This is a genomic window from Pseudomonas sp. UTLPPB19802 (genome assembly GCF_059730225.1).
The window spans coordinates 3514299-3537481 of the sequence record NZ_AP048545.1 but is presented as its reverse complement, the minus strand read 5'-3'; the positions used below and the strand labels follow the sequence as shown (position 1 = coordinate 3537481).

General features: G+C 60.9%; 23 protein-coding genes and 1 pseudogene. 17 read left to right on the top strand and 7 right to left on the bottom strand.

Annotation, left to right across the window (positions count from 1 at the left end; genetic code table 11):
• Window positions 1–16 precede the first annotated feature (16 nt).
• A complete protein-coding gene (gene uvrA, locus AC6I6U_RS15880; RefSeq protein WP_497882851.1) occupies window positions 17–2554 on the bottom strand; it encodes an excinuclease ABC subunit UvrA in 2538 nt (845 codons plus the stop codon).
• A gap of 308 nt (window positions 2555–2862) precedes the next feature.
• Here uvrA and AC6I6U_RS15875 point away from each other — a divergent pair, with 308 nt between their 5' ends.
• From AC6I6U_RS15875 to AC6I6U_RS15860, 4 genes are all read left to right on the top strand, one after another.
• Entirely contained in the window at window positions 2863–3696 is an 834-nt protein-coding gene (locus AC6I6U_RS15875; protein WP_497882850.1) for an oxidoreductase, read from the top strand.
• Window positions 3697–3725: 29 nt separating this feature from the next.
• Window positions 3726–4667, top strand: a complete 942-nt coding sequence (locus AC6I6U_RS15870) for an AraC family transcriptional regulator (RefSeq protein ID WP_497882849.1) — start codon at window positions 3726–3728, stop codon at window positions 4665–4667.
• 126 nt (window positions 4668–4793) lie between these two features.
• On the top strand, window positions 4794–5363 hold the full coding sequence (locus tag AC6I6U_RS15865; RefSeq protein ID WP_497882848.1) for a TetR/AcrR family transcriptional regulator: 570 nt from the start codon (window positions 4794–4796) through the stop codon (window positions 5361–5363).
• A gap of 61 nt (window positions 5364–5424) precedes the next feature.
• On the top strand, window positions 5425–5901 hold the full coding sequence (locus AC6I6U_RS15860) for a nuclear transport factor 2 family protein (RefSeq protein ID WP_497882847.1): 477 nt from the start codon (window positions 5425–5427) through the stop codon (window positions 5899–5901).
• A gap of 916 nt (window positions 5902–6817) precedes the next feature.
• On the opposite strand, the gene AC6I6U_RS15855 is transcribed toward AC6I6U_RS15860, so the two are convergent.
• The 3 genes from AC6I6U_RS15855 to AC6I6U_RS15845 all read right to left on the bottom strand — a co-directional run bounded on the left by AC6I6U_RS15855 (window position 6818) and on the right by AC6I6U_RS15845 (window position 8351).
• Complete coding sequence (locus AC6I6U_RS15855; RefSeq protein WP_497882846.1) at window positions 6818–7072, bottom strand: DUF2790 domain-containing protein; 255 nt, start codon at window positions 7070–7072, stop codon at window positions 6818–6820.
• 120 nt (window positions 7073–7192) lie between these two features.
• A complete protein-coding gene (gene cynS, locus AC6I6U_RS15850) occupies window positions 7193–7663 on the bottom strand; it encodes a cyanase (RefSeq protein WP_497882845.1) in 471 nt (156 codons plus the stop codon).
• 28 nt (window positions 7664–7691) lie between these two features.
• Window positions 7692–8351 carry a carbonic anhydrase gene (locus AC6I6U_RS15845; protein WP_497882844.1) on the bottom strand — a complete coding sequence of 220 codons (660 nt, stop codon included), beginning with the start codon at window positions 8349–8351 and terminating at the stop codon, window positions 7692–7694.
• Window positions 8352–8642: 291 nt separating this feature from the next.
• On the opposite strand from AC6I6U_RS15845, the gene AC6I6U_RS15840 reads away from it, so the two are divergent.
• The 12 genes and pseudogenes from AC6I6U_RS15840 to AC6I6U_RS15785 all read left to right on the top strand — a co-directional run bounded on the left by AC6I6U_RS15840 (window position 8643) and on the right by AC6I6U_RS15785 (window position 19247).
• Complete coding sequence (locus tag AC6I6U_RS15840; protein ID WP_497882843.1) at window positions 8643–9038, top strand: VOC family protein; 396 nt, start codon at window positions 8643–8645, stop codon at window positions 9036–9038.
• Between the two features lie 179 nt (window positions 9039–9217).
• Entirely contained in the window at window positions 9218–10087 is an 870-nt protein-coding gene (locus AC6I6U_RS15835) for an AraC family transcriptional regulator (protein WP_497882842.1), read from the top strand.
• Window positions 10088–10803: 716 nt separating this feature from the next.
• Window positions 10804–11072 (top strand): annotated as a pseudogene (locus tag AC6I6U_RS15830) (helix-turn-helix domain-containing protein).
• Window positions 11073–11192: 120 nt separating this feature from the next.
• Complete coding sequence (locus AC6I6U_RS15825; RefSeq protein WP_497882841.1) at window positions 11193–11438, top strand: hypothetical protein; 246 nt, start codon at window positions 11193–11195, stop codon at window positions 11436–11438.
• A 12-nt stretch (window positions 11439–11450) separates the two neighbouring features.
• Entirely contained in the window at window positions 11451–11747 is a 297-nt protein-coding gene (locus tag AC6I6U_RS15820) for a hypothetical protein (protein WP_497882840.1), read from the top strand.
• Window positions 11748–11818: 71 nt separating this feature from the next.
• Window positions 11819–13102, top strand: a complete 1284-nt coding sequence (locus AC6I6U_RS15815) for an HlyD family secretion protein (protein WP_497882839.1) — start codon at window positions 11819–11821, stop codon at window positions 13100–13102.
• A 35-nt stretch (window positions 13103–13137) separates the two neighbouring features.
• Window positions 13138–13551 (top strand): hypothetical protein, encoded by a 414-nt coding sequence (locus tag AC6I6U_RS15810; RefSeq protein WP_497882838.1) that lies wholly within the window; start codon window positions 13138–13140, stop codon window positions 13549–13551.
• Entirely contained in the window at window positions 13548–13850 is a 303-nt protein-coding gene (locus AC6I6U_RS15805; protein ID WP_497882837.1) for a hypothetical protein, read from the top strand. Before AC6I6U_RS15810 ends, AC6I6U_RS15805 begins: the two co-directional genes overlap by 4 nt.
• A gap of 148 nt (window positions 13851–13998) precedes the next feature.
• Complete coding sequence (locus AC6I6U_RS15800; protein ID WP_497882836.1) at window positions 13999–15171, top strand: cupin domain-containing protein; 1173 nt, start codon at window positions 13999–14001, stop codon at window positions 15169–15171.
• 6 nt (window positions 15172–15177) lie between these two features.
• Complete coding sequence (locus tag AC6I6U_RS15795) at window positions 15178–17268, top strand: peptidase domain-containing ABC transporter (protein WP_497882835.1); 2091 nt, start codon at window positions 15178–15180, stop codon at window positions 17266–17268.
• A complete protein-coding gene (locus tag AC6I6U_RS15790) occupies window positions 17265–18575 on the top strand; it encodes a TolC family outer membrane protein (RefSeq protein WP_497882834.1) in 1311 nt (436 codons plus the stop codon). Before AC6I6U_RS15795 ends, AC6I6U_RS15790 begins: the two co-directional genes overlap by 4 nt.
• Before the next feature lie 324 nt (window positions 18576–18899).
• A complete protein-coding gene (locus AC6I6U_RS15785) occupies window positions 18900–19247 on the top strand; it encodes a DUF6124 family protein (protein WP_497882833.1) in 348 nt (115 codons plus the stop codon).
• 172 nt (window positions 19248–19419) lie between these two features.
• Here AC6I6U_RS15785 and AC6I6U_RS15780 read toward each other — a convergent pair whose 3' ends face one another.
• The 3 genes from AC6I6U_RS15780 to AC6I6U_RS15770 all read right to left on the bottom strand — a co-directional run bounded on the left by AC6I6U_RS15780 (window position 19420) and on the right by AC6I6U_RS15770 (window position 21189).
• Window positions 19420–19857 (bottom strand): acetyltransferase, encoded by a 438-nt coding sequence (locus tag AC6I6U_RS15780; RefSeq protein ID WP_497882832.1) that lies wholly within the window; start codon window positions 19855–19857, stop codon window positions 19420–19422.
• Between the two features lie 289 nt (window positions 19858–20146).
• Window positions 20147–20719 (bottom strand): DUF3158 family protein, encoded by a 573-nt coding sequence (locus tag AC6I6U_RS15775; protein WP_497882831.1) that lies wholly within the window; start codon window positions 20717–20719, stop codon window positions 20147–20149.
• A complete protein-coding gene (locus AC6I6U_RS15770) occupies window positions 20716–21189 on the bottom strand; it encodes an AcaB family transcriptional regulator (protein WP_497882830.1) in 474 nt (157 codons plus the stop codon). Before AC6I6U_RS15770 ends, AC6I6U_RS15775 begins: the two co-directional genes overlap by 4 nt.
• A 389-nt stretch (window positions 21190–21578) precedes the next feature.
• On the opposite strand from AC6I6U_RS15770, the gene AC6I6U_RS15765 reads away from it, so the two are divergent.
• Window positions 21579–23183: an IclR family transcriptional regulator domain-containing protein gene (locus AC6I6U_RS15765; RefSeq protein WP_497882829.1), complete on the top strand. Its 1605-nt coding sequence runs from the start codon at window positions 21579–21581 to the stop codon at window positions 23181–23183.

Genomic DNA, 23183 nt, shown 5'->3' with positions numbered 1-23183 from the left:
CGACCACATACCCCTCCTACTGCGCGCGCCTGAGCGCCTCGGCAAGAAACGGAGCCGTCCGGCTTTCCGAGGCCATCGCCACCTGCCCAGGCGTACCGGTCGCCACGATACGACCACCCGCATCCCCGGCTCCCGGTCCCACATCGATTACCCAGTCGGCCTGGGTCACTACGCGCATGTCGTGTTCGATCATCACCACCGTGTTGCCGGCATCGACCAGCCGCTGCAACTGCACCAGCAAGCGGTCGGCATCCGAAGCGTGCAAGCCGGTGGTTGGCTCGTCGAGTACGTACAGGCTGCGACCTCGCTGGCTTCGCTGCAGCTCCGTGGCGAGTTTGATGCGTTGCGCTTCGCCTCCCGACAATTCAGTGGCGGGCTGGCCCAGCCGCAGGTAGCCCAGCCCGATCTCGCGCAACAGTTGCAGCGGCCGGGCAATGGCGTCTTCGCTCGCGAAGAAGTCATGGGCCTCCTCCACCGTCATGTGCAGCACATCGGCGATGTTGCGCCCCTTCCAGCGCACGGCGAGCGTGGCCTCGTTGTAGCGCGCGCCATGACAGGTCGAGCACGGTGCGTAGACACTGGGCATGAACAGCAGCTCCACGCTGACGAAGCCCTCGCCTTCGCACGTCTCGCATCGCCCTTTCGCCACGTTGAAGGAAAACCGCCCGGCGTCATAGCGATGACGGCGCGCATCCGGCGTGGCGGCGAACAGCTTGCGCACATGATCGAACAAGCCGGTATAGGTCGCCAGGTTGGAACGTGGCGTGCGGCCAATCGGTTTCTGGTCGACCTGGACCAGGCGCTGGACCACGTCCAGGTCGCCGGCCAGATGACCTCCCGTGACCTCGATCACGCTGGGGCCTTCACCGTTGGCATTTTCGGCCGTATCGTCCTGGGGTTCGTGCCCGAGGTGCAGCAGCAACAACTCGGGCAGGGCCTGCGCGACCAGGCTGGACTTGCCCGAGCCAGAGATCCCCGTCACCGCCGTCAACACGCCCAACGGAATGCGTGCATCCACGCCCTGCAGGTTGTGCCGCCGAATGCCGCGTAGCTCCAGCCAGCCAGCGGGTTCGCGCTCACGGCTGGCAGGCGCGGGAATCGCGTCGAACAGATAACCGGCGGTCCGCGACTCGGCGATATCCCGCAGACCCTCTGGCACACCGCTGTAGAGCACGCGGCCGCCGCGCTCTCCGGCATCCGGTCCGACATCCACCAACCATTGCGCGCGACGCATCAGGTCCAGGTCGTGCTCCACGACAAACACCGAATTGCCGGCATCGCGCAGCGTGTCCAGGGAGTCGTAAAGCGACTGGCTGTCAGAGGGGTGCAGGCCCGCCGACGGCTCGTCCAGCACGTAGACCACGCCGAACAGCATGGAACTCAGCTGGGTGGCCAGGCGCAAACGCTGCAGCTCGCCAGCCGACAGCGTCGGCGTTGCCCGGTCCAGGGAGAGGTAGCCCAGGCCCAATCCGCGTAGCTGACGCAGGCGCGCCATCACGCCGCCGGCCAGGCGCTGCGCGGCGAGACGCTTTTCCTCGGTGTGGGCGTGGAAATCGCCCTGGGCGATAGGCTCGAGCAACGCCGCCAATCGATCCAGCGGCATGTGCATGAACTCGCCGATATCCAGACCGGCAACGGTCACCGACAGCGCCTCGCTCTTGAGTCGCTTGCCATGGCAGGTCGGGCACAGCTGCCCCTCCATGTAGCGCGATACGCGCTTTCTCATCAATGCGCTTTGCGTGTTGGCAAAGGTGTGCAGTACGTAGCGCCGGGCGCCGGTGAAGGTGCCCATGTAGCTGGGTTCGAGCTTGCGCTTGAGCGCCTGGCGGGTCTCGACAGGCGTGAGACCGGCGTACACCGGTGCCGTGGGCGTCTCTTCGGTGAAGAGAATCCAGTCCCGTTCCTTCTTCGGCAAATCCTTCCAGGGAACGTCGACGTCGTAGCCCAGGGTGACCAGGATGTCGCGCAGGTTCTGCCCGTGCCAGGCCGGCGGCCAGGCGGCAATGGCGCGCTCCCGGATGCTCAGCGAGGGATCGGGCACCATGGTTGCCTCGGTCACTTCGTACACATGCCCCAAACCATGGCAGGCCTGGCAGGCGCCTTGCGGGGTGTTCGGCGAAAAGTCCTCGGCATAGAGCATCGGCTGATGGGCCGGATAGGTGCCAGCGCGCGAGTACATCATGCGGATGAGGCTGGACAGAGTGGTCACGCTGCCCACCGAAGAACGCGCATTACTCGCACCCCGCTGTTGCTGCAGGGCGACCGCCGGCGGCAGGCCGTCTATTGCATCGACTTCAGGGACGCCCGCCTGGTCGATCAGTCGCCGCGCATACGGGGCAACCGACTCGAAGTAGCGCCGCTGCGCCTCGGCGTAGATCGTGCCAAACGCCAACGAGGACTTGCCGGAGCCGGAGACTCCGGAAAACACCACCAGCGCATTGCGTGGGATGCAGACATCGACATCCTTGAGGTTGTGTTCCCGCGCGCCGCGCACCTCCACCTGGCCACTGGCTGCGGCGGTGCATGAGGACTCACCGTATGAGGGGTTTGGCATGTGTTCCTGTCCTGTTGTTCGTGGAGGGCAACGCCTGCTGACCGGGCGGCCAGCATTGTTACATCGTCCGGCGTTGTGTTCACAAGTCAGAATCTGACACTGGCCACCCGAATGGGTTCTTGGCTGGAGCGTTGTGCGGTCAGACGTCCAGGTCAGACCATCGACAGCGAGTGCGGGACCTTGCAGACAGGCAACCCTTGAAACTCAACCTGATAGGAATAGGCAATACTCCAATTCGATCTGGCATAGGCTGCCGAGCCCCCTGACCTTAGCATGGCCTGGTCATCAATTTTCAGGAGTACCGCCACATGAATGCAGGGAAAACGATCTTCATCACCGGCGTCAGCAGCGGATTCGGCCTGGCATTGGCCAAGGAAGCGCTTGCCCAAGGGCATCGGGTGGTCGGCACCCTTCGCAGTGAATCCGCACTGGCGACCTTTGCCGCGCTCTCGCCAGAGCGTGCCCACGGCGTGGTGCTGGACGTGACCGAATTCGATGCCATCGACGCGGTGGTCGCCGAGGTCGAGCAGCGGTACGGTCCGGTGGATGTGCTGGTCAATAACGCCGGCTACGGCCACGAGGGGATATTCGAAGAGTCGCCGCTGGCGGAGATGCGCCGCCAGTTCGACGTGAATGTGTTTGGCGCCGTGGCGGTGACCAAGGCGTTCGTGCCGTATTTTCGCCAGCGCCGCAAGGGGCATATCCTCACGATCACCTCCATGGGCGGATACATCACCATGCCGGGGATTGCCTATTACTGCGGCAGCAAGTTTGCCCTGGAAGGCATTTGCGACACCCTGGGCAAGGAGCTTGCCCCCTTTGGCATCCATGTCACGGCCCTGGCGCCGGGGTCGTTTCGCACCGACTGGGCCGGCCGGTCGATGCGGCGAACCCCGCGCAGTATTGGCGACTACGATGCGCTCTTCGACCCGGTGCGCCAAGCGCGTGAAGAAAAAAGCGGCCGTCAGCTGGGCGATCCGCACAAGGCCGCACGTGCCATGTTGACCATCATCGACAGCCCTACCCCACCCGCTCACCTGCTGCTGGGCAGCGACGCCCTGGCCCTGGTGCGTGACAAGCTGCGCCAAACCCTGGAGAGTATTGAGCAATGGGAGGCGCTCAGCCGTTCGACCGATGGCTGAAACGCATAACGCTGGGAGACGTGCAGAAAATGGCCAGGTCCGGTGATCCGTGCACCCTGCGCATGGTGCAGTTGATGGGTCAGTTGGCTCCGCTGGAGGGCTATAACCTGAGCCCGTTGGATGATGTGCGTTTTCTACGCTCCAACCGACCGCTGACGCGCACACCGGTGCTGTACGAGCCGGGCATCGTCATCCTCTGCCAGGGCCGCAAGCGCGGCTACCTGGGTGAGGAGACCTTCGTCTATGACGCCCAGCATTACCTGGTGGTGTCGGTACCCGTGCCGTTCACGATGGAGACCGACGCCAGCGAGACAGAGCCGATGCTGGCGGTGTACCTGCGCCTGGACTTCGCCTTGGCCGGCGAGTTGATCCAGCAGGTGGATGAAGCAAGAGGGTTCGCGGCCGCCCAGCCAATGGGCATGTATGCCTCGCCCATGGACGAACCGTTGCGCCGCTCAACCTTGCGCTTTCTGGAAATCATGGCGGACGGTACCGATGCACGGATTCTCGGCCCGGCGATGCTGCGCGAACTCTACTACCGCATTCTCACCGGCGAACAGGGCGGCACCCTGCGCTCGGCCATCGCCCAACAGGGCCAGTTCGGCAAGGTGACGCGCGCCATTCACAAAATCCATCGCTGCTATCACGAGCACCTGGATGTAGAAGCCCTGGCACAGGAAGCGCAGATGAGCGTGCCCAACTTTCATCGGCATTTTCGCAAGGTCACCGACTCCTCGCCCATGCAGTACCTCAAGTCGACACGCTTGCACCAGGCGCGCTTGCTGATGCTGCGCAACGACCTGACGGCCGCCAGGACGGCTTTCCTGGTGGGCTATGAAAGCACCTCGCAATTCAGCCGCGACTTCAAGCGCCTGTTCGGCCGCACGCCGTTGGCGGAGGTGGCGTGGATGAAGCGGACCTATGCGTTGCCGGCACCGACGACCCCCTCCCCCTTTGTGTCATCACACTGATCATTGATCAGTCGGTCGTCGCCGTCCGCCATGGATTGGACCAGGTACTTCCCAGACGATCGAGGCAATCAAAAAATTCTCCAGAGGGCGCTTGACCAGGGAGAACGATCGTTCTACATTGAGCCCATGAACAAACCAATGACAGATACCCGAGACAAAATCCTCGCGACCGCCGAGCAACTCATCTACGAGCACGGTATTCATGCCACGGGCATGGACCTGCTGGTGAAGACCTCAGGCGTGGCCCGAAAGAGCATTTATCGCTATTTCGCGACAAAAGATGATGTGGCCGCTGCGGCGTTGAATGCGCGTGACGTTCGCTGGATGCAGTGGTTCAGGACTGAATGCGATAAAGCGGATACACCGCATGATCGCCTGCTTAATATGTTCACCGTGCTGAAAGGCTGGTTCGAGTCGGATGGTTTTCGTGGCTGTGCCTTCATCAATACCGCGGGAGAAGTTGGAGATCCCGAGGATCCCATCCGCCAGATCGCAAAACTGCATAAGCAAAAACTACTGGATTATACGCTTGAACTGACCGAGCAATTGAACGTCAAGCAGCCGTTGAACCTGGCCAGGCAGTTGATGACCTTGATAGAAGGCGCAATCACCATGGCACGCGTGATGGGTGACCATCACGCGGCCGACAATGCCAGGGAAGTTGCACAGTTGTTGCTGAAAGAGGCTTCGCCATAAAAGCCTGAGCTTCAAAGATACTGCCCATACTGTTTCATCCAATTAGACTGGAGGTATTACCATGTCCAATGCCCAAACTCGCCCGCCACTTCCACCTTTCACTCGCGAATCGGCGATTGAAAAAGTTCGACTCGCTGAAGATGGCTGGAACAGTCGCGATCCCGAAAAAGTTTCGCTGGCCTATACCCTGGACACGAAATGGCGTAACCGCGCTGAATTTGCCACCAACCGCGAAGAGGCCAAGGGTTTCCTCACGCGCAAGTGGAAAAAGGAGTTGGATTATCGCCTGATCAAGGAGCTGTGGGCCTTTACCGATAACCGTATCGCCGTCCGTTACGCCTACGAATGGCATGATGACTCCGGCAACTGGTTTCGCTCCTACGGTAACGAAAACTGGGAATTCGAGGCCGATGGCCTGATGCACCGTCGATTCGCCTGCGTCAACGACATGCCGATCAAGGAAAGCGAGCGCAAGTTCCATTGGCCGCTGGGTCGCCGTCCGGATGACCACCCAGGCTTGACCGAGTTGGGCCTGTAAGTATCCAACAGACCTGATCCTTTCTCTGCGAAGGGTCAGGTCTGATGCGTAAGTCCCCCCTGCCCCATCATTTCCAAGACAGCACGCCAAAGGCAAGACGAGCATCCAAACGGGATGATTCCAATCTTCGCCCATCAACGCAAAATATCCCCGCCATGAAAACCATCGGTATGAAGTAACTGATCATCGCCGCCGTGGTGGCCGACGTGCGCGCAGCCTTCCCAAAGCCGGCGACGCGCTGCTCCAACCTCCAGCTTCCACCGCCGACAGGTGCTCACTGCATCCTGCCCAAGGGTGCACAGCGTTGACCGCACAAAACCACAACAACCACCGTTGCCATCAAGGACGGCCATCGCATCGCTTTGGGCGACGACGCCACGGCCATGGCCCACACAGGCTCGCCCCCGGATCATTGAGGTCAAGCAGCGCACGGTGATTTCGGGCTTGGACGGTGGGTGCCTGCACCTGGGCCGTGACGATGCGAACAACGACCGGGAGCTGCGCAGGGAAGTTCGGAGTGGTTTTCACATCGGTGGTTCGCCAGCTTCGATCAGTCCCTGCCGTGTTCACCGCACGGTGTTCACACTGCGACAACCCAGCAGCCTGGCGAGAGGTGAACGCTGTGCGCAGGATACTTGCCAATCCGCCGAGTGCACGGCGCCGACAACCCGGACTGCACACCGGCATTCACGCAGAAGATCGGTCCCTTCAGGAACCCACCCGTGGTTTATTTTCGATTGCACAGAGTCGCGCCAGAAGAGAAAGGAGGCGAACCGCGAACAGGCGGTCTGGGATGAGCAGGGAGCGAGGGATGGCGTTGCGCCTGGGAATCGGGGGCCGCGATGGCGGCTACAGCGTCAAGCCTACCTGGCTGGCGCCCGGCGTCGGGGCGCCAGCCAGGCTGGCGGGAGCGGAATCAATTGATACAGCCATTGCCCATGACGGAGTACTCCAGGGTGTGTCGAATACCGTTGGAGTCGTCATAAGTCATCTGCACCGGCACGACACCGCAGACGTCGGGTACATCGGTACTCGAGATCACATGTGCAATATCCAGGTCCTGGGAATAGGTGTAGGGCTCGACGGTCACCGGTGTGGCCTGGGCAGTGAGTTCATCAGCCACGGCAACGGAACCAAGGCCAGCGAGGAATAAAGCGAGTAGTAGTTTCATGGCAGTTCACCTGTTTTGAGGGCACAAGAGGGCCAGGCATCACGCCAGGCGTGATGCGTCATCGATAGCGGTTGGGTGTAGCCCGGGCGCCATCAGGCGCCGGGCCGACTCACGGCGAAGTCAGAAAGGCTTGGTAGGCAGATACTTGCCATCCAGGGTGATCACGGCGCGGGAGCCGCCTTCCGGATCGTCGACCTTCTTGATGTCGAGCTTGAAGTTGATGGCGCTGATGATGCCGTCGCCAAACTTTTCGTGGACCAGAGCCTTCAGGGTGGTGCCGTAGACCAGCATCATTTCGTAGAAGCGGTAGATGGTCGGGTCGGTCGGTACGCTGTTCTCGAAGCAGCCACGAATCGGGACGGTCTGCAGCAAGGCAATGCCGTCAGCGTCAAGCTCGAGCTTTTCACCCACGACCTGCGCGGCATGGGCCGGCAGCGGATGCTGGCCCAGCAGGGCTGCGGTGACGAAGGCTTCCGACAGGCCGGTACCCTCGGTGAGTTCCTCATAGGACAGGCCTTTGCGAGCCTTGGCCATCACGATGATTTCGGTCAGGGCCTGGCGAACACTTTTGGTGACTTGGGTCTGGATCATGGGGTTATTTCCTCGCTGGATATCGGGTTCAGGCAACTTGCCTGGCTTGTTGGGAAACGGCGTTTACTTCGGGGTTGTCGGCGAGGGACACAAAGGTCCCGGTGCGGCCATCGAAAGCGTCGATACGCCCACTCTCGATGTCGTAGATCCAGCCGTGCAGGGTCACGCGCCCCTCTTCAAGGGCCAGGCGCACCGACGGATGAGTCTGGATATTGGCCAGTTGCGCGATCACGTTTTCGCGCACCATGGCCGCGACCTTAGTCGGCTGGTCCTTGTGCTGGCGTGCCTCATTCACCACTCGGGCGGAGTCGGCGTAACGCAACCAGCCGGCCACCGCAGGCATGTGGTCCAGGCACTTGCAGGTGGCGATGGCCGTCATCGCACCGCAGTCGGAGTGGCCGCAGATGACGATGTCGGCCACCTGCAGCGCGGCGACGGCATACTCGACCGAGGCCGACACACCGCCCGGCTCCGGGCCGTAGGAAGGCACGATGTTGCCGGCATTGCGGATGACGAACAGATCGCCTGGCTCACGCTGGGTGACCAGCTCGGGGACGAGCCGACTGTCAGAACAGGAGATGAACAAAGCCCTCGGGCTCTGCTGGGTGGCCAGGTCCTTGAACAGCTTGATCCGCTCAGGAAAGGCGTCCCTTTGGAATTTCAGAAAACCGTCAATGATGTCTTTCATGGCTTCAATCTCAATGTCGCGGGTTGTTGAAGCCAAGATTACGGAGGGCATCACATAAGGTAAAAGTCTCATTTATTATATTATTGATCAGATAATCTTATAGCTTGGGGCGTGCTTGTCCGGCGCATTGGGTAGGTGAGGTGTCACGGATTCAGGCGGGCGGTAGTGATCAACTCACGCGGACAGGACGTCGAGTTTGGCGGCCCTCTTCCCGTACAGGCACCAGACTGCTGACAGGTTCTGACACCGGTGTCGAATAACATCCGGGCTCCCACACACGAGGAAGCTCCCATGAATCACCCGAACCTGTTTCTGCTCTACGTGCAAGACCCACAGAAGAGCCGTGCCTTCTACGAGAACCTGCTGGGCGTGGAGCCCGAGGCCGCCTTCCCCAACTACGTGTCGTTTTCACTGAAAAGCGGTGTGGCCCTGGGCCTCTGGTCGACCAGCGCCCAGGACTACAAGAGCGGCGGCAGCGGCCATCGAAGCGAGGTGGCCTTCCTGGCCGAGTCAGAAGCTCAGGTCGAGACACTTCAACAGCAATGGATCGACCTGGGAGCCGTCATCGAGCAGCCGCTGCATAACGCCGCGTTCGGGCTGACATTCGTGGCACTCGATCCTGATGGGCACCGGTTGCGTGTGTGCCTGCCCGACCGGGTAGCGCCGACATCCGGTCAGCCGGCGTAGGGGAAGATCTGGGCAGTGTTGCACAGAAGGTGATAGGCGCGGATGTGGCCGGCAAGGTAAGCGAGTAAAACAACGGCCTCTGCCCACTCGGCAAATGTCCATTGAGCAATCACGGCTAGGCGTGTTCGCACCGCTATAGTCGATTCTATTGCCGACCGTACTTCCAGGAGCTTTGCCCAGTGTCTGACATGCCGACCCATTTCGCTTACACGAAGCGCTTCAACGCCGTCCTCGCCTACATCGATGCCAATCTCGAAGGTGACCTCTCGGTGAAGGCGTTGAGCGATGTGGCGAATTTTTCGGTGTTTCACTTCCATCGACAGTTCACCGCCTTCGTTGGAGTGCCAGTTTCACGCTACGTGCAACTGATGCGACTACGACGCGCGGCGCATCGCCTGGCATCCCTCGCTGATCACTCGGTGCTGGATGCAGCACTGGGTGCCGGCTTTGAAAGTCCCGAGGCATTTTCCAGGGCATTCAGGCGGGCGTTTGGTACGACGCCGAGTGCGTTCAGGAAGGAACCGAACTGGCAGATCTGGAATGCGGTATTTGCAATCCCTCACTTTTCCAGGACTATCATCATGCAAATACGAATCGTGGAATTCCCTGAAATCAGGGTCGCAGCGCTTGAACACTGCGGCCCAGCCGGGCTCGTCGACCAGAGCGTGCGCAAGTTCATCGAGTGGCGTAAACAGAGTGGACAGTCACCCGTGGCCTCGAGTCGCACCTTTGGCATTCCTTATGGCAACCCCGATACAACCCCTGCCCAGGCATTCCGCTTCGCAATCTGCGGCGAGATTCACGAGGCGGTGGAGCCCAATGAATTCGGTGTGCGCGAGATCGTCATTCCAGGCGGCCGCTGCGTCGTAGTGCGACACGTGGGATCACCGGACCACATCGGCGAAACGATCTATCCGATTTACCGCGACTGGCTTCCTTCCAGTGGAGAGGAACTTCGTGACCAGCCACTGTTCTTCCATTACCTGAGCGTCTATCCCGAGACACCGCAGGATCAATGGCAGACAGACGTGTATGTTCCGCTGCGATAGCGGAGCAAGCCGCTTTCGCCCCTGGGCTGACGTGGATGGGTGTCCGTTCGGGGGCTGTTGCGGATATTCATGAAGCAGGGAAGACCATGGCAACTGAACGCGTCTATAGCTACTTTGACTATGACGGAGAGGTCGAATGAGTGAACGGGGATCCTTTGGCGATCACCTCTGCCCGCTCTGCCGGGCAGTTTATCTGAGAGACGACACCGATCGGGAGAAACTACTCTATGTTAAAAATCGTAGTTCCACGCAGGAGCACTCACATAACTCCCGTTATTGAGCAATCTTGGAGTCTCATGTGCGAATAAATGGTTGCGCCAGCGTCATTCTTAAAATTTAACCGGGGCAAGAAAAGCCTTAACGGATGAACCGAATGGGTAACGGCAAAAAGACACCACTGGCAGACTCGACCAGCACGCGACGTCCAATACCATCTATTCGAGATCGCGTCTAGACCGTTTTTTGCAATAGAGCACACTGAAATGTAATGCAATAAGTTCGCATGCCAGCGTTACCAGAATTAGAATTGCGACGCATTTTCATCACAGGGACGTGATTCAGTAGATGTCGCAATCTTCAACAGCGCAGGACGCGCCAATCCTCAAGCAAGCACCGCTTGCCCCGCCGCCGAGCCCCATCGGCCGGGTATTCATCCAGCAGCCCTTGAGTGCACGATCCATGTCGTCGCGCTGCCGGCTGCTGAGTCAATTCCATCGATGAGTTTCTGTCACATGACAAAAAGAGAGCGGGATGTTCTCCAACTACTGGTACAGGGAGAAACGAACAAGGCAATCGCCTTGCAACTGGAAATCAGCGAGTACACAGTCAGAGACCATGTGTCGTCACTACTGCGCCAGTTGAACGTAAACACCAGATCACAACTCATCGCAAAGCTGGCCACAAAGATGCCACACCCCCTACATCTGTAGGATTATCGAAACGGAGTGATTCCGATAGCATGCCATCGCTTTGTCGCTTGCGTTAGCGTGCCCTGCAACGAGCCGCTCCGTCCATTCTTTCTGGGCGCGCTAAAAAACAACTATTGCAGACGCCATGCCTAGAACAACATGTGTCGGCTCTGAGACAACTCAGCAAGGAGCAAATCTTGCGATACTTCTTAGTTCCCAGTTTTTTCTCGGCCATCGCTCTCGGTTCGGTCATTTCAATAATGCATGCCAATGATGCTGACTGGCGCGAACATCTGCCCATCTGGGTAGGCTTTGGCCTGTCCGCTGTTCTGGCAGTGTTCACCTATGCCTACATCAATAAAAACTTGATCGAGCAGTACATGAAAAATCCTGCCGAAACTAAGTTTATTTCTGAAATTCTGTTTGGAAAGAAAAAAAAATAGGAGTCATACCGAATGCGTGAATTGTCGATTGCCGAGATGGGGTTGATTGCCGGAGCTGGAGATGTGGCTGATGCTGCAGCGGTCGGTGGAGCCCTGGGCGGCGCTGCAGGCGTGTCCTATGCCTTGAGTACCGGCGCCACCGGTTCAGCCGCCGCCGGCCTGGCCGGCATCGGTGCCGCAGCAGGTGCAGGGCTGGCCGCCGCCGGCGCATTGGGCTATGCCGCAGGCACCTGGCTGAACGAAAACACGAATATCCAACAGGCCATCGCCAATATGCTGCCAGACCCGGCCGGCACCAATTACCACTGATTCGCGTCACCCTCGCCCTGCTCATCCATGCAGGGCCAGTAGCTGATGACAAAAGGAATCGGGTTCATCTGATGTCGCAACCTTCAAAGGCGCAGGAAGCGCTTTTCCGCGAGCAGGCGGTGTCTGCTCGACAGACCCGCCATATGGGCCGGGTACTGGTTCACCAGCCACTCGGTTACACGCTCGCCAGTGCACTGGCGCTGTTCTTCATCGGGTTGATCGGGGCCTTTCTGTACTTCGCCAGCTATACCCTCAAGGCTCGGGTTGATGGCGTGCTGATGCCTGACGAAGGCGTACTGCGCGTCACGGCCACTGGAGCGGGTGTGATCACACACATGCAGGTGTCCGAAGGCCAACACGTCCAGGCCGGCGATACCCTGTTCGCAGTTTCCGCCGAGCGCCTCAGCGCAGCAGGCGCTACCCAGCAGTTGATCGCCGAACAACTGGAGCAGCGCCTGCACCTTCTGGAGCGTGATCGTGTACTGGCCAATGACCGGCTGCAAGAGCAGTTGCGTACGCTCGACCAGCGCTTGCGGGCCATCGACGAAGAGCTCTTCCAGTTCCAGGAAGAACGCAATCTGCTCAAGCGCCGGGAAGCACTCGCCATGGCTCATCTGGATCGCCAGCAACAGTTGGTCGCGGCCGGATTCGTCTCCAGGGCAGTACTTCAACAGGCCGAAACCGAGTTGCTGACGTTGCAAGGCCAGCAGCGTACCCAGCAGCGCGGGCGGACCAGCCTGCGGCGCGAGCGGGCGACACTGCAGGCCCAGCGCGAGGAAGCCCAGCTGCGCCAGCGCAGCGACTTGTCCGATGTCGACAGCCATGTTGCCCAACTGCGCCAGGAACAGGCCGAGAACACCGTGCGTAAGGGACAGAACATCGTCGCCCCGTTCTCGGGGACGATCACCGGCGTCGGTGTACAACCCGGCCAGCAAGTCCAGGGCGGCGCCCTGCTGGCGAGCCTGATCCCCGAGCACGCCACGCTCTGGGCCTACCTGTATGTCGGACCACGCCAGGCCGGGTTCATAGAGCCTGGCCAGCCGGTAGTGCTGCGCTACGCCGCCTACCCGTTCCAGAAATTCGGCCTGGCCCACGGCATCGTCGAGGAGTTGTCGAAAAGCCCCTATGCCCTGCAGGAGTTACCCGCGCACATCGCCAGTGTCGTGGAGGACAAGCCCAAGGGGGCCCAACTGTTCTACCGGGTCAAGGTCAAGCTCGACGAACAGGTCATCCGCCTCTACGGCAAACCCCACTCACTGCAAGCCGGCATGCTCCTGCAGGCAGACATCGTTCGCGACCGCCGGCGCCTCTACGAGTGGGCATTCGAGCCGTTGTATTCGATTTCCGGCAGGTAGCCGGGTACAGGGACTTTCAACCACGAGGGATACGCATGGAAAAACTACTCAAGAGCAAACTGGCAGTCATCACCGGCTGGGGCACAGGCGGTGCAGTGCTGTTCGCCTGGTTCGGCCGCGACCTGAAGGCCGACTCCCCCTGGCTGGCCATCGTCGATATGGCCCTGGCCACCTGCACGGTGACGTTCTTCGTCCTGTTGGTGATGGCGGCGGCCAAGGCGCCTACCGGCACCGGCAACACACAGGGCAATGAATCGGGCAACGGCCGGGCCCTGCTCGGATCGATCCTCTCGCTGTTGCTGCTGATTGGCGGCTGGAGTCTGCTGCAGGTTTCCATTGAGCCTGCCGCCACCAGAACCGCCACGACCTTCGGCGCCCTGTTGGCGGGCGGAGGGTTGCTGGTCACTTACAAATGGATAGCCAGACTGATGAACAAGGAGTGGTCATGAGAGAACTTCAGATGAGTGAGCTGACGCTGGTCGGCGCAGGTGACAGCAGTGCCGGCCAAGCGGCGGCCGCAGGCGTGGGCGGTGCGCTGGGCACCACTGCCGGCAAGATCACGGGGAGTACCGTGGGTGGTTACGTCGGTGGATTGATCGGGTCATTCGCAGGCCCGGTGGGTACCGCCGCGGGCGTGGTGATCGGCCGAGCCGCAGGGAACTACATCGGCGGCGCGATCGGTGCAGGCCTTGGTGGATACGCCGCCAGCGAAGCCTACAACGCCGCAGCGGGCACCAACTACCACTGATCCGACAACAACGCCCGCTACCCCGCAGGGCAGCGGGCGCCCACTCGCCCTTTTCCCTAATCGAATGACCGGGCCATGCACCTGCTCGGGGGCTTTTCGTGCCCACCGATCGCCAGTGCCAGCCCGCACTCTCATAAAAAGACACGCCATGATCAAGCCACGCAACAACATCGCCTTCGGCACCAGTGCCGAAGCTTTCGCCGAACACTATCAGGAACGCCAGCCACTGCTGATCAGGGGCGCAGTGACTCGGCATGACTGGACCTGGCGCCAGGTCAACGAACTACTGCAACGCTGCGACCCGACCAGCGAGGATTTCAAGCTGTCGTGCGACGGTCTGCGCCCCAAGCATGAATACGTCGAGCAATACCGGGACATCGGCACCTTGCGTCATCGTCTGATCAAGCCGGTGATCTACGACTACCTGCGCCAGGGTGCCACCCTGATCGCCAACAAGCTGGTGCACGAACCGCTGGTGGATGCGTTCGCCCGACAGGTTGCCGAGTTCACCGGACGCCAGGTGGTCAGCAGCGCCTACGCCGCGTTCGGCTCCCGCGATTCGTACAAGGCCCACTGGGACACCCGCGATGTGTTTGCCATCCAGCTGATCGGGCGCAAACGCTGGATCCTCCACCCGCCCTCCTTCGAGGCGCCGTTGTACATGCAGCAGAGCCGTGACCTGGAAGCCCGCTACCCGCGTCCGGAGGAAGCCTGGCTGGACGTGGTGCTGGAGCCTGGTGACGTGCTCTATGTCCCACGCGGCTGGTGGCACAACCCGCTACCGCTCGGCGAAGGTACTTTCCACCTGGCGCTGGGTACCTTCCCGGCCTACGCGGTGGACTATGTCGGCTGGGCGACCCAGCAGTTGCCTGAGCTGGCCGCCGCACGACAGTCGCTGCGCGGCTGGGAACAGGATCGCGCCCTGATGGCGCAGGTGGCCGAGCACCTGACGGTGCTGCTCCAGGATGAACACAGCTACCGACGCTTCCTCGATGAATTCCATGGCGCGGTGCGTGTCGAGTCGCCGCTGGCCATCGAGACCTTTGGTGTGCCCGCTGGTCCTGCGCTGTCGCCGGACAGTCGACTGCGCCTGAGCGGCAACCTCCCTCACGGGCTCGAACAGGGCTACCTCATCGCCAATGGCACCCGACTCAACCTCGACGCGGCAGGCCAGCAACTGCTGGAGGCGGTGGCCAGGCAGCCCGGCATTCGCCTCGCTCAACTGGCTGGACAGTGCCCACTGATCCCGCCTGCACAGTTGCAGAAGCTGGTGGCCGGACTCTGCCATCAGGACCTCCTGCACCTTGCCGACGCCAGCTGATCGGCCATGATGAAACTCGTATTGCAAGCCGAAAGCCAGGAATGCGGCCTCGCCTGCCTGGCGATGATTGCGCAGTTCCACGGCGCCGACCTCGACCTGATGCACCTGCGCCGACGTTTCTCGATTTCGCTCAAGGGCGCGGACCTGGCCCAGGTGGTGAGGTACGCCCAGCACCTGGATTTCACTTGTCGACCGTTGCGCCTTGACCTCGACGAAATGACGCAGTTGAAGCTGCCCTGCATCCTGCACTGGGACCTGAACCATTTCGTGGTGCTGGAGAAGGTCGCCAAGGGCCGTGTGCATCTGCTCGACCCTGCCCGTGGCCGACGGACCCTGCCCCTGGCCCAGGTCTCGGAACATTTCACCGGCGTGGCGCTGGAGCTGACGCCAAGCGCCACCTTCGAACCGGTGCAGCAACGCTCGCGGATCAGCCTGCGCAGCCTGACGGGTACCACCGCCGGGCTCAAGCGCGCGCTGGCACATATTCTGCCCCTGGCATTGGCACTCGAAGTAGTGGCGCTACTGTCACCGCAGGTCACCCAATGGGTGGTCGACAGCGCCCTGGTCAGTGACGACCGACACTTGCTGCTGCTCGCCGTACTCGGCGGCAGCCTGCTCCTGCTGGTCGACTTCCTGATACGCCTGGCCCGTGGCTGGATGGAACTGCGCCTGAACCAGCAACTGACCTTGCAGTGGGGCAGCAACCTGTTCGCACACCTGTTGCGCCTACCCTGGCCGTTCTTCGAAAAGCGCCAACTGGGCGACATCACCGCCCGCTTCCACTCCCTGGACAACATCCGCAGCGTGCTCACCAACGGCGCATTGACAGCCCTGATCGACGGCCTGATGACCCTGGTCACACTGGCAATGATGCTGGTGTACAGCCGCATCCTGACCTGTGTGGTAGTCGCGGCGCTGCTGCTGTACATGCTACTGCGTGCGCTGTTCTACCAACCCCTGCGCAACGCCTCGCAAGAGCGCATCATCATGGCTGCGCGGGAGAACACCTATTTCCTGGAGACGCTGCGCGCCATCCTGCCGCTCAAACTGTACAACACCACCGCCATGCGCCTGGCGACCTGGCAGAACCTGGTGACCGATGTGCAGAACCGGGACGTCACCACGCAGAAGATCGTGCTGGCGTTTTCGGCACTGAACACCTTCATCTTCGGCATGGAAGGCATGCTGTTGCTGTATGTGGGCGGAACCGCGGTACTCGACAACGAGCTGTCGCTGGGCATGCTCCTGGCCTTCATGGCCTACAAAAGCCAATTCACCGGGCGGGCCAGCAAACTGGTCGACCTGGCGATCGAAATACGCATGCTGGGATTGCATGCCGAGCGCCTGGCAGACATCGCGCTGGAAGCTCCCGAACCACAAGTGATGCAGGCCCTCGATTTTGATCATCTGGAGCCGCGCATCGAGTTTCGCGATGTGTCCTACCGCTATGCCGAAGGCGAGCCCTGGGTGCTGCGCAATCTGTCGCTGGTGATCGAGGCCGGCGACTCGGTGGGCATCGTCGGTCGTTCGGGCTGTGGCAAGAGTACCTTGTTCAAGCTGATGCTTGGCCTGCTTGCCCCTACCGAGGGGGAAATCCTGGTCGGCGGCGTGCCACTGCGCCAACTTGGCCTGCAAGGGCTGCGCAACCAGGTCGGCACCGTCATGCAGGAAGACCAGTTGCTGGCCGGCTCCCTGGCGGAAAACATTGCCAGCTTCGACCCGCATGCCTCCCAGGAACGGATCGAGGAAGCCGCGCGCGTGGCCCACGTACACAAGGTTATCTCGCGCATGCCGATGGGCTACCAGACCCTCGTTTCGGAAATGGGCAGCGGCCTGTCCGGCGGGCAGAAGCAACGGATCCTCCTGGCCCGTGCCCTCTACAAGAAGCCGCGCATCCTGGCCCTGGACGAAGCCACCAGCCATCTTGATCTACATAGCGAACATCATGTGGTTCAGGCACTTCACGGCCTGTCGACCACGCGCATCACAATCGCCCACCGCCGCGAGACACTCGGTTTTGCCCGACGCCTGATCTGCCTCAAGGAGGGTGCAATCATCGAGGATGTACGCCTGGATCAAGAGCAGGTGCCGGCATGACTCGCCTGAAAATCTGCCTGTGCGCACTTGTGCCATGGGGCACCTTGCTGGCGCCTGTCCATGCCGCCGACCTACTTGATCTCTACCAACTGGCCTTGACGAACGATGCCAGGTTTGCTGCCGCCCAGGCACAGCAACGTGCCGGCAATGAACGCCAGGCCCAGGGCGCAGCCGGGCTGCTGCCACAGATTTCCGCCAGCAGCCAGGTGGGCTGGACCGAAAACCAATACGAAGTCACCTACGGCCATCTCTCACAGAACCAGGGCAACCGCAGCTACAGCGTGCAGTTGATACAGCCGCTGTTCCGCTGGCAGAACTGGATCGCCTATCAGCAAGGTAATTTGCAACAGGTGCTGGCCGATGCGCAGTTGGAAAAGGAGCGCCAGGCCCTGATCTTGCGATTGGCGCAAGCCTACTTCGCGGTCCTGGCCGCAGAGGATGTCGTCGAATCGGTCGAAAAGCTGCGCATCGCCTCCAGCGCGCAACGTGACAGTGCACGTAAACGCTACGAGTTGGGCAGCGCGAACATCATCGACGTGCAGGAGGCGCAGGCCAGCCTGGACAGTGCGATCGCCCAGGGCATCAAGGCCCGAGGGGACCTGCAAGTGGCACACCATGCGCTTGAGCGTTTCATCGGTCGTGAGCCGGGCAAGTTGGCAGTGCTGGGCGAAACCTTGCAGGTCAGCACACCTCAACCCGAGAACTCCACCACTTGGGTGCGAGCGGCCGAACGAAGCAATCTGGATGTGCAAGTGCAGGAGATCACGGCACAGATCGCCGACGGTGAGGTGCGCAGTCGACGTTCGGAACACCTACCGACGATGGATCTGGTGCTCAGTCACTCGATGCAGCAGAACCCCAACGTCAGCACCCTGCGCAGCGACTCGGACGTGATTGCCTTGCGTTTGAACTTGCCGCTCTACAGTGGCGGGAGACTCTCGGCGGCGGCACGGGAAGCCGCCGCTCTCGCTGATAAAGCCCAGTATGACCTTGAAGATGCACGACGCGCTGCAGCACATGCAGCCCATCAAGCGCTGTCAGGAGTCTTCGACGGTGTTGCCCAGGTGGCGGCCCTACGTGCCGCCAAACGTTCGGCGCAAGCGGCAGTGGCTTCCAACCAGTTGGGCTATCAACTGGGGGAACGAGTCGGCAGCGATGTACTGGATGCACTCGGCAAACTGAGCGAGGCCGAACGCAAGCTCGCCCAAGCGCGTTACGACACGCTCATATCACAACTGCAACTCAAATCCTCGGTGGGCGCCCTCGGTTACACGGACCTGCGTGACCTCAACGCCTATCTGAACTGACCGTAGCCAGACAGCTCCCTTTCCATTGAGTGAAATTTCCTAGAAAATCCCGAGCGCTTGTTTGCGCCTGATCGCGGGGCTAGGCTCGGGTTCGTCACTGCCAATTCAGTGACCGGGTTTAGTCGCCCGCCAGCTTGATCAGGCGCACAGCGCCACCTTCTACGAGGCGCTTTTTTGCAGCCTCCGTTTTATGGTGGCCGTGCGCAGGGCACTTCGGTGCGCCGGGTTTCCTGATCACCGGTCGACTAACCTGCGTACGGCTGCCACCTCTTCGTTTAGTCGCGAACGTGACGGCTCCCAAAACCGATCGGGAGTTACCACCCTATGTTCAAAATCATCCCCACTCCCCCGCCCTCCTCCCATGCTGGAGGCATCAATCCGCGTATCGCGGACCGGGCCTTGTCTCACTACAACCTGGGTCCGGATGTGGGCTCGAAATCACCCTCATCTGAAGGGACTGGCCGACGTCTGCACGAACCTGGGAATCAGGAAGAAGCCCTGATCGATGTGTATTCGATTCTGCAGTCAGCCGCGGCTACGGCCTATGAGCACGCCGACAACCAGACCGGTTCGAACCGAAGGGTGGCGATGGGCGTGGTGCACCTGATCGAACTCGCACAACTGCGCATGGATTCGATGCTGGAAAGCCACGCCATCGGAGCCAGCGGTTGACCGACACTTGACGATGAAACGGAGAGCCTGGCTTTCCGTTTTCACTGGGCCTCGCGGCATAACCAGTCCAGGTTTTTGTCCGCACCCCCGGTGGGTCAGTTTTGCATCGGTACTGACAAGGGTAATGAATCGCCCCGAAGCAGAAGCCTGGGAGCGATTCACGATTACAGCCCTAGGCGGGCAGGCTCAGGTGAAGCAAAGGGAAAGGGCGGCCCTCGCCATCCAGCGGAGAACGACCGGTTTGAACAAACCCGTAATGTAGATAGAACCCTATCGCTTCAGGGTTTTGCTCATTCACATCAACACTCATCTGGCTGCGCGAACGGCGAGCATGATCCAGCAGCGCGCGACCAATACCTTTCCCTCGCAGATCCGGCTCGATAAAGAGCATCTCGACGTGGTGTTCATTGAGCCCGATAAAGCCCAGCGGGCAGTCCTCGGCATCTACCGCAACCCAGGATTGAACAGCGGGCAGGTACATATCGCGCAGTTGAGGAAGCAATGCCTCAATATCGGATTCTTGCAGGAAGTGATGAGTGGCGCGAACAGAGCGCAGCCAAATGTTGAGCAGTTGCGGATGGTCGGCGTGAGTAGCCTGACGAATGATCATGGAATCATCCTTTACACTTGATATCGGAAATGAGGCGCGCTAGTGGATAGCGACCGTATAAGTGTCGGCAACTTGTATGACCGCTTCGCGAGTCAACGCCTGGGCGGTTCACGGCAGAGCTGGCCGCAAAGGAGGGAGTGCGGACGTTACTGAGAGGCTTCCCAGGTGTCAACGAAATATCGCGAACCGGCCCGCACACAAAAAATCTGACAGTCCCGTCCACCAACCCGGACAGCTCTGTAGGGTGAGCACTCTCGCCTACCTTCACCCCAGAAGTTGGTAGCCATGTTCACTTCCCTCCCGAGTGAAGCCGGGCGTGTTCAAGTATTCGCTGCTGATACGCCTCATCGACCGCCTCTACCTTACTGGCACACAAGAACGCCTGGCGCCCCATGCTGTGCAATAGACCGATCTGCATGTTGATCACGATCCGCTGTACCTCCAACGCATACAGGTCGGAGATCAAGTTGATCGGCGTACGCTCATCAAGAATCAACTCCTTCCATAGATCAGCGCCCATCCGAGAACGGTCTGCCCGACGCCAACGTAGAAAAACAGTCCCCATTCCTGTCGACTGCTTGACCAACCGAGTGGGCAACAGCGTGAAGGGGTATCGCTCGGCCTGGGCCAGTACTTCCTCGATCGCCAAAGCGATCAATCCCTCCGTCAGCTCACCACACCGCTCACCCAATTCAAGCAGCTCCCCCTGTCCCCTAAAGGGCTTTAAAAACCCTTTAGGGAAAGCAGTGTGTTCCAGCTCATGGAAAGCAGTGTTTTCCAGTGGCTGGAAAGCCCTGTGTTCAGGCCCCTCTCCCGACGTCGCCGAGCCTAAAGCGTTGTCACCTCCTCGTATCGTGGTCATCGCATCAACCCTCCAAGGCCGCAGATGTCATCTGCACCGAAGTATCCCCAGGAACAGCACCGCCCCACACAACCCGGACCCACCCCAGCCGCTGAAACACCACGCGCCAGTCCAGACAGCCTTCGCAATACATGGCTGGCGCCATCAATGCGGCTCTCCATCGCCCGCCGGCCAATCAACGAAACATGATGAACATGCAGCAATCGGCGCACGATCTCGTCATAGGTAATCAGCAGGTACACGGCCAAGAAACCGAGCCTAGAACCGACCAACATGGGCAGAGTGACGGGCCGAACACTGAAGTTATCCTGCGCGCAAATCAGCCCAATGAAACGAGCCAAACTCGTGATCGGTGGTTTGTATTCACTGGCAGGCCTGCCCTGCCAGATACGCACGGCATGATGGGTGTGCGACGTCAGATGCGTAACACTGCGCAGCGGCCCAATTTTGCTTTGAATAGAACCGGACATGGATGACTCCTGGCTGAGGTATCAAGCACCCAGTGTCATCAGGAACGAATCGGTCATCAGCCAGAAAACAGAATCGAGACCCGGTGGTTTTATGCCAGGAGAAAAACCGAACTGATCTTGGACAACAGCAAGACGCTCAGCGTCCTGTAGGGCAGTACCCGCCGCTACCTGCGCCTCATGGTGAGTAGCTGCTCCGACGGTGGCCCCTTCCCTCGATTTACTCAGCTGTGCCTAACGCAGCCGTCATCTGCCTACTCCATTAACAACGGCTTGGTATCAGAGCAGGTCTTTTACGCTCTCACATCATGAGAATTTTCCACGGAATAAATTCGAATAAATGGAATTCACTCTCGCTTAATGATACTTCGTTGAAAAAAAACGAGGTTGTCATGGAACGAGCCAAAGGTACCGCAGCGCTTGAAAAGGCTTTCGACTTGCTCGAAGCCATTGGGCTTTCCTCCGAGGGCCTTGAGCCTCAACAGTTGAGCGCGCAGGTCAACCTGCCGCGCGCAACGCTCTACCGTCTGCTCGGTCTGCTGGTCGAACGTGGCATGGTCCGCCGCGATGCCACGCAGAAACGCTACCGCCTGGGCTTTCGCTACCTGGAAATGGTCCGCGGCGCCTGGCTGGAGCCAGACCTGGTGGCCGCCGCCAGCTTCGAGCTGCGCGCCCTGCGCGACCTCACCGGCGAAACCACTTACCTGGCTATCCGCGAGGGTGACCAGGTGCTGTCGCTGGAGCGTTGCGACGGTGCCCACAGCCATCGCTCCGCCGCGGCCATGGGCCAGAACAAGCCCATGCACTGCACCGGCCAGGGCAAGGCCATTCTCAGCGCCATGCCCGAGGGCGAACGCCGCGAATTGATGAAGCACATGCAACTGGCGCCGCTCACCCCGCTGACCATCACCGACCGCGACCGGTTGCTGATTGAACTGGAGGTGACTCGCACCCGTGGCTACGCGATCGACGACGAGGAGATCGCCCTGGGCATCCGCTGCGTTGCCGCCCCGGTGGTCGATTCGGCAGGACAGGTACGCGGCGCCCTGAGCATCGCCGGGCCGGCCTATCGTCTGACCCGCAAGCGCCTGGACCTGCTCGGCCCGGAAGTCGCCGCCTCGGCGCAACGGGTCGGCAGCCAGCTGGCCGTGCGGCACACCGCCGATAGCGCGGACGCCCTGCAACCCCTCGGCGACCGCTGGGCATTTCTCGGCGGCCAACCGCGCTGGAGCGAACGCGAGGCCTGCCTGTACTGGACCGACCGGCTCGGCCCGGCCGTCTACCGGCACGGCCCCAACGGCACGGAAAAGGTGTTCCGCTGCGAGCGGCCGATCCTCGGCATGGAGCTGACCGCCGACGGGTTGTTCGTCGCCCTCGATGAAGAGTATTTCTTCGTCACCGAAGGCCGGATACGCGCCCGTGGCCAGTGGGGTTTCGGCGTCCCGACCTGCCTGTGCAGCGACCGCGAGGGACGGCTGTGGGCGGCGATCAGGATGGGCAGCGGTCACTGGAAGGTCGGCGAAGTGCACCGCGACGGTACCCTGGCCAGTCACTGGCAGTTCAACGAGGCGATCAGCGCCTTGTGCTGGGATTTCCAGCACAGCCAGTTGTTTGCCCTGGGCGCCGACTCGGGCACGCTGTTTCGCCTGGAACAGGGCGGCCAGGTACGCCGCTTCGCCACTCTGCCCAAGGGTTCGGGACTGCTCAGCGGTCTTGCGGTGGATCACGACGGCAGTGTCTGGACCGCGCTTTCGGGCGGCTGGAGCATCGTCAAGTTCGACCGTGGCGGCAACCTCGAACGCATGGTCGGCGTACCCGTCGCCTCGCCGACCGACCTGTGCTTCGGTGGCACCGACGGGGCCACACTGTACATCACCTCGGCGCGCCAGGCAGTCAGCCGCGAGGCGCTGAAGACCGCGCCCTGGTCGGGTACCGTCATGAGTACCCCGGTGGACAGCCGTGGAGCCCCGGCCGCGATCACCCGGGGCCCCGCCTGA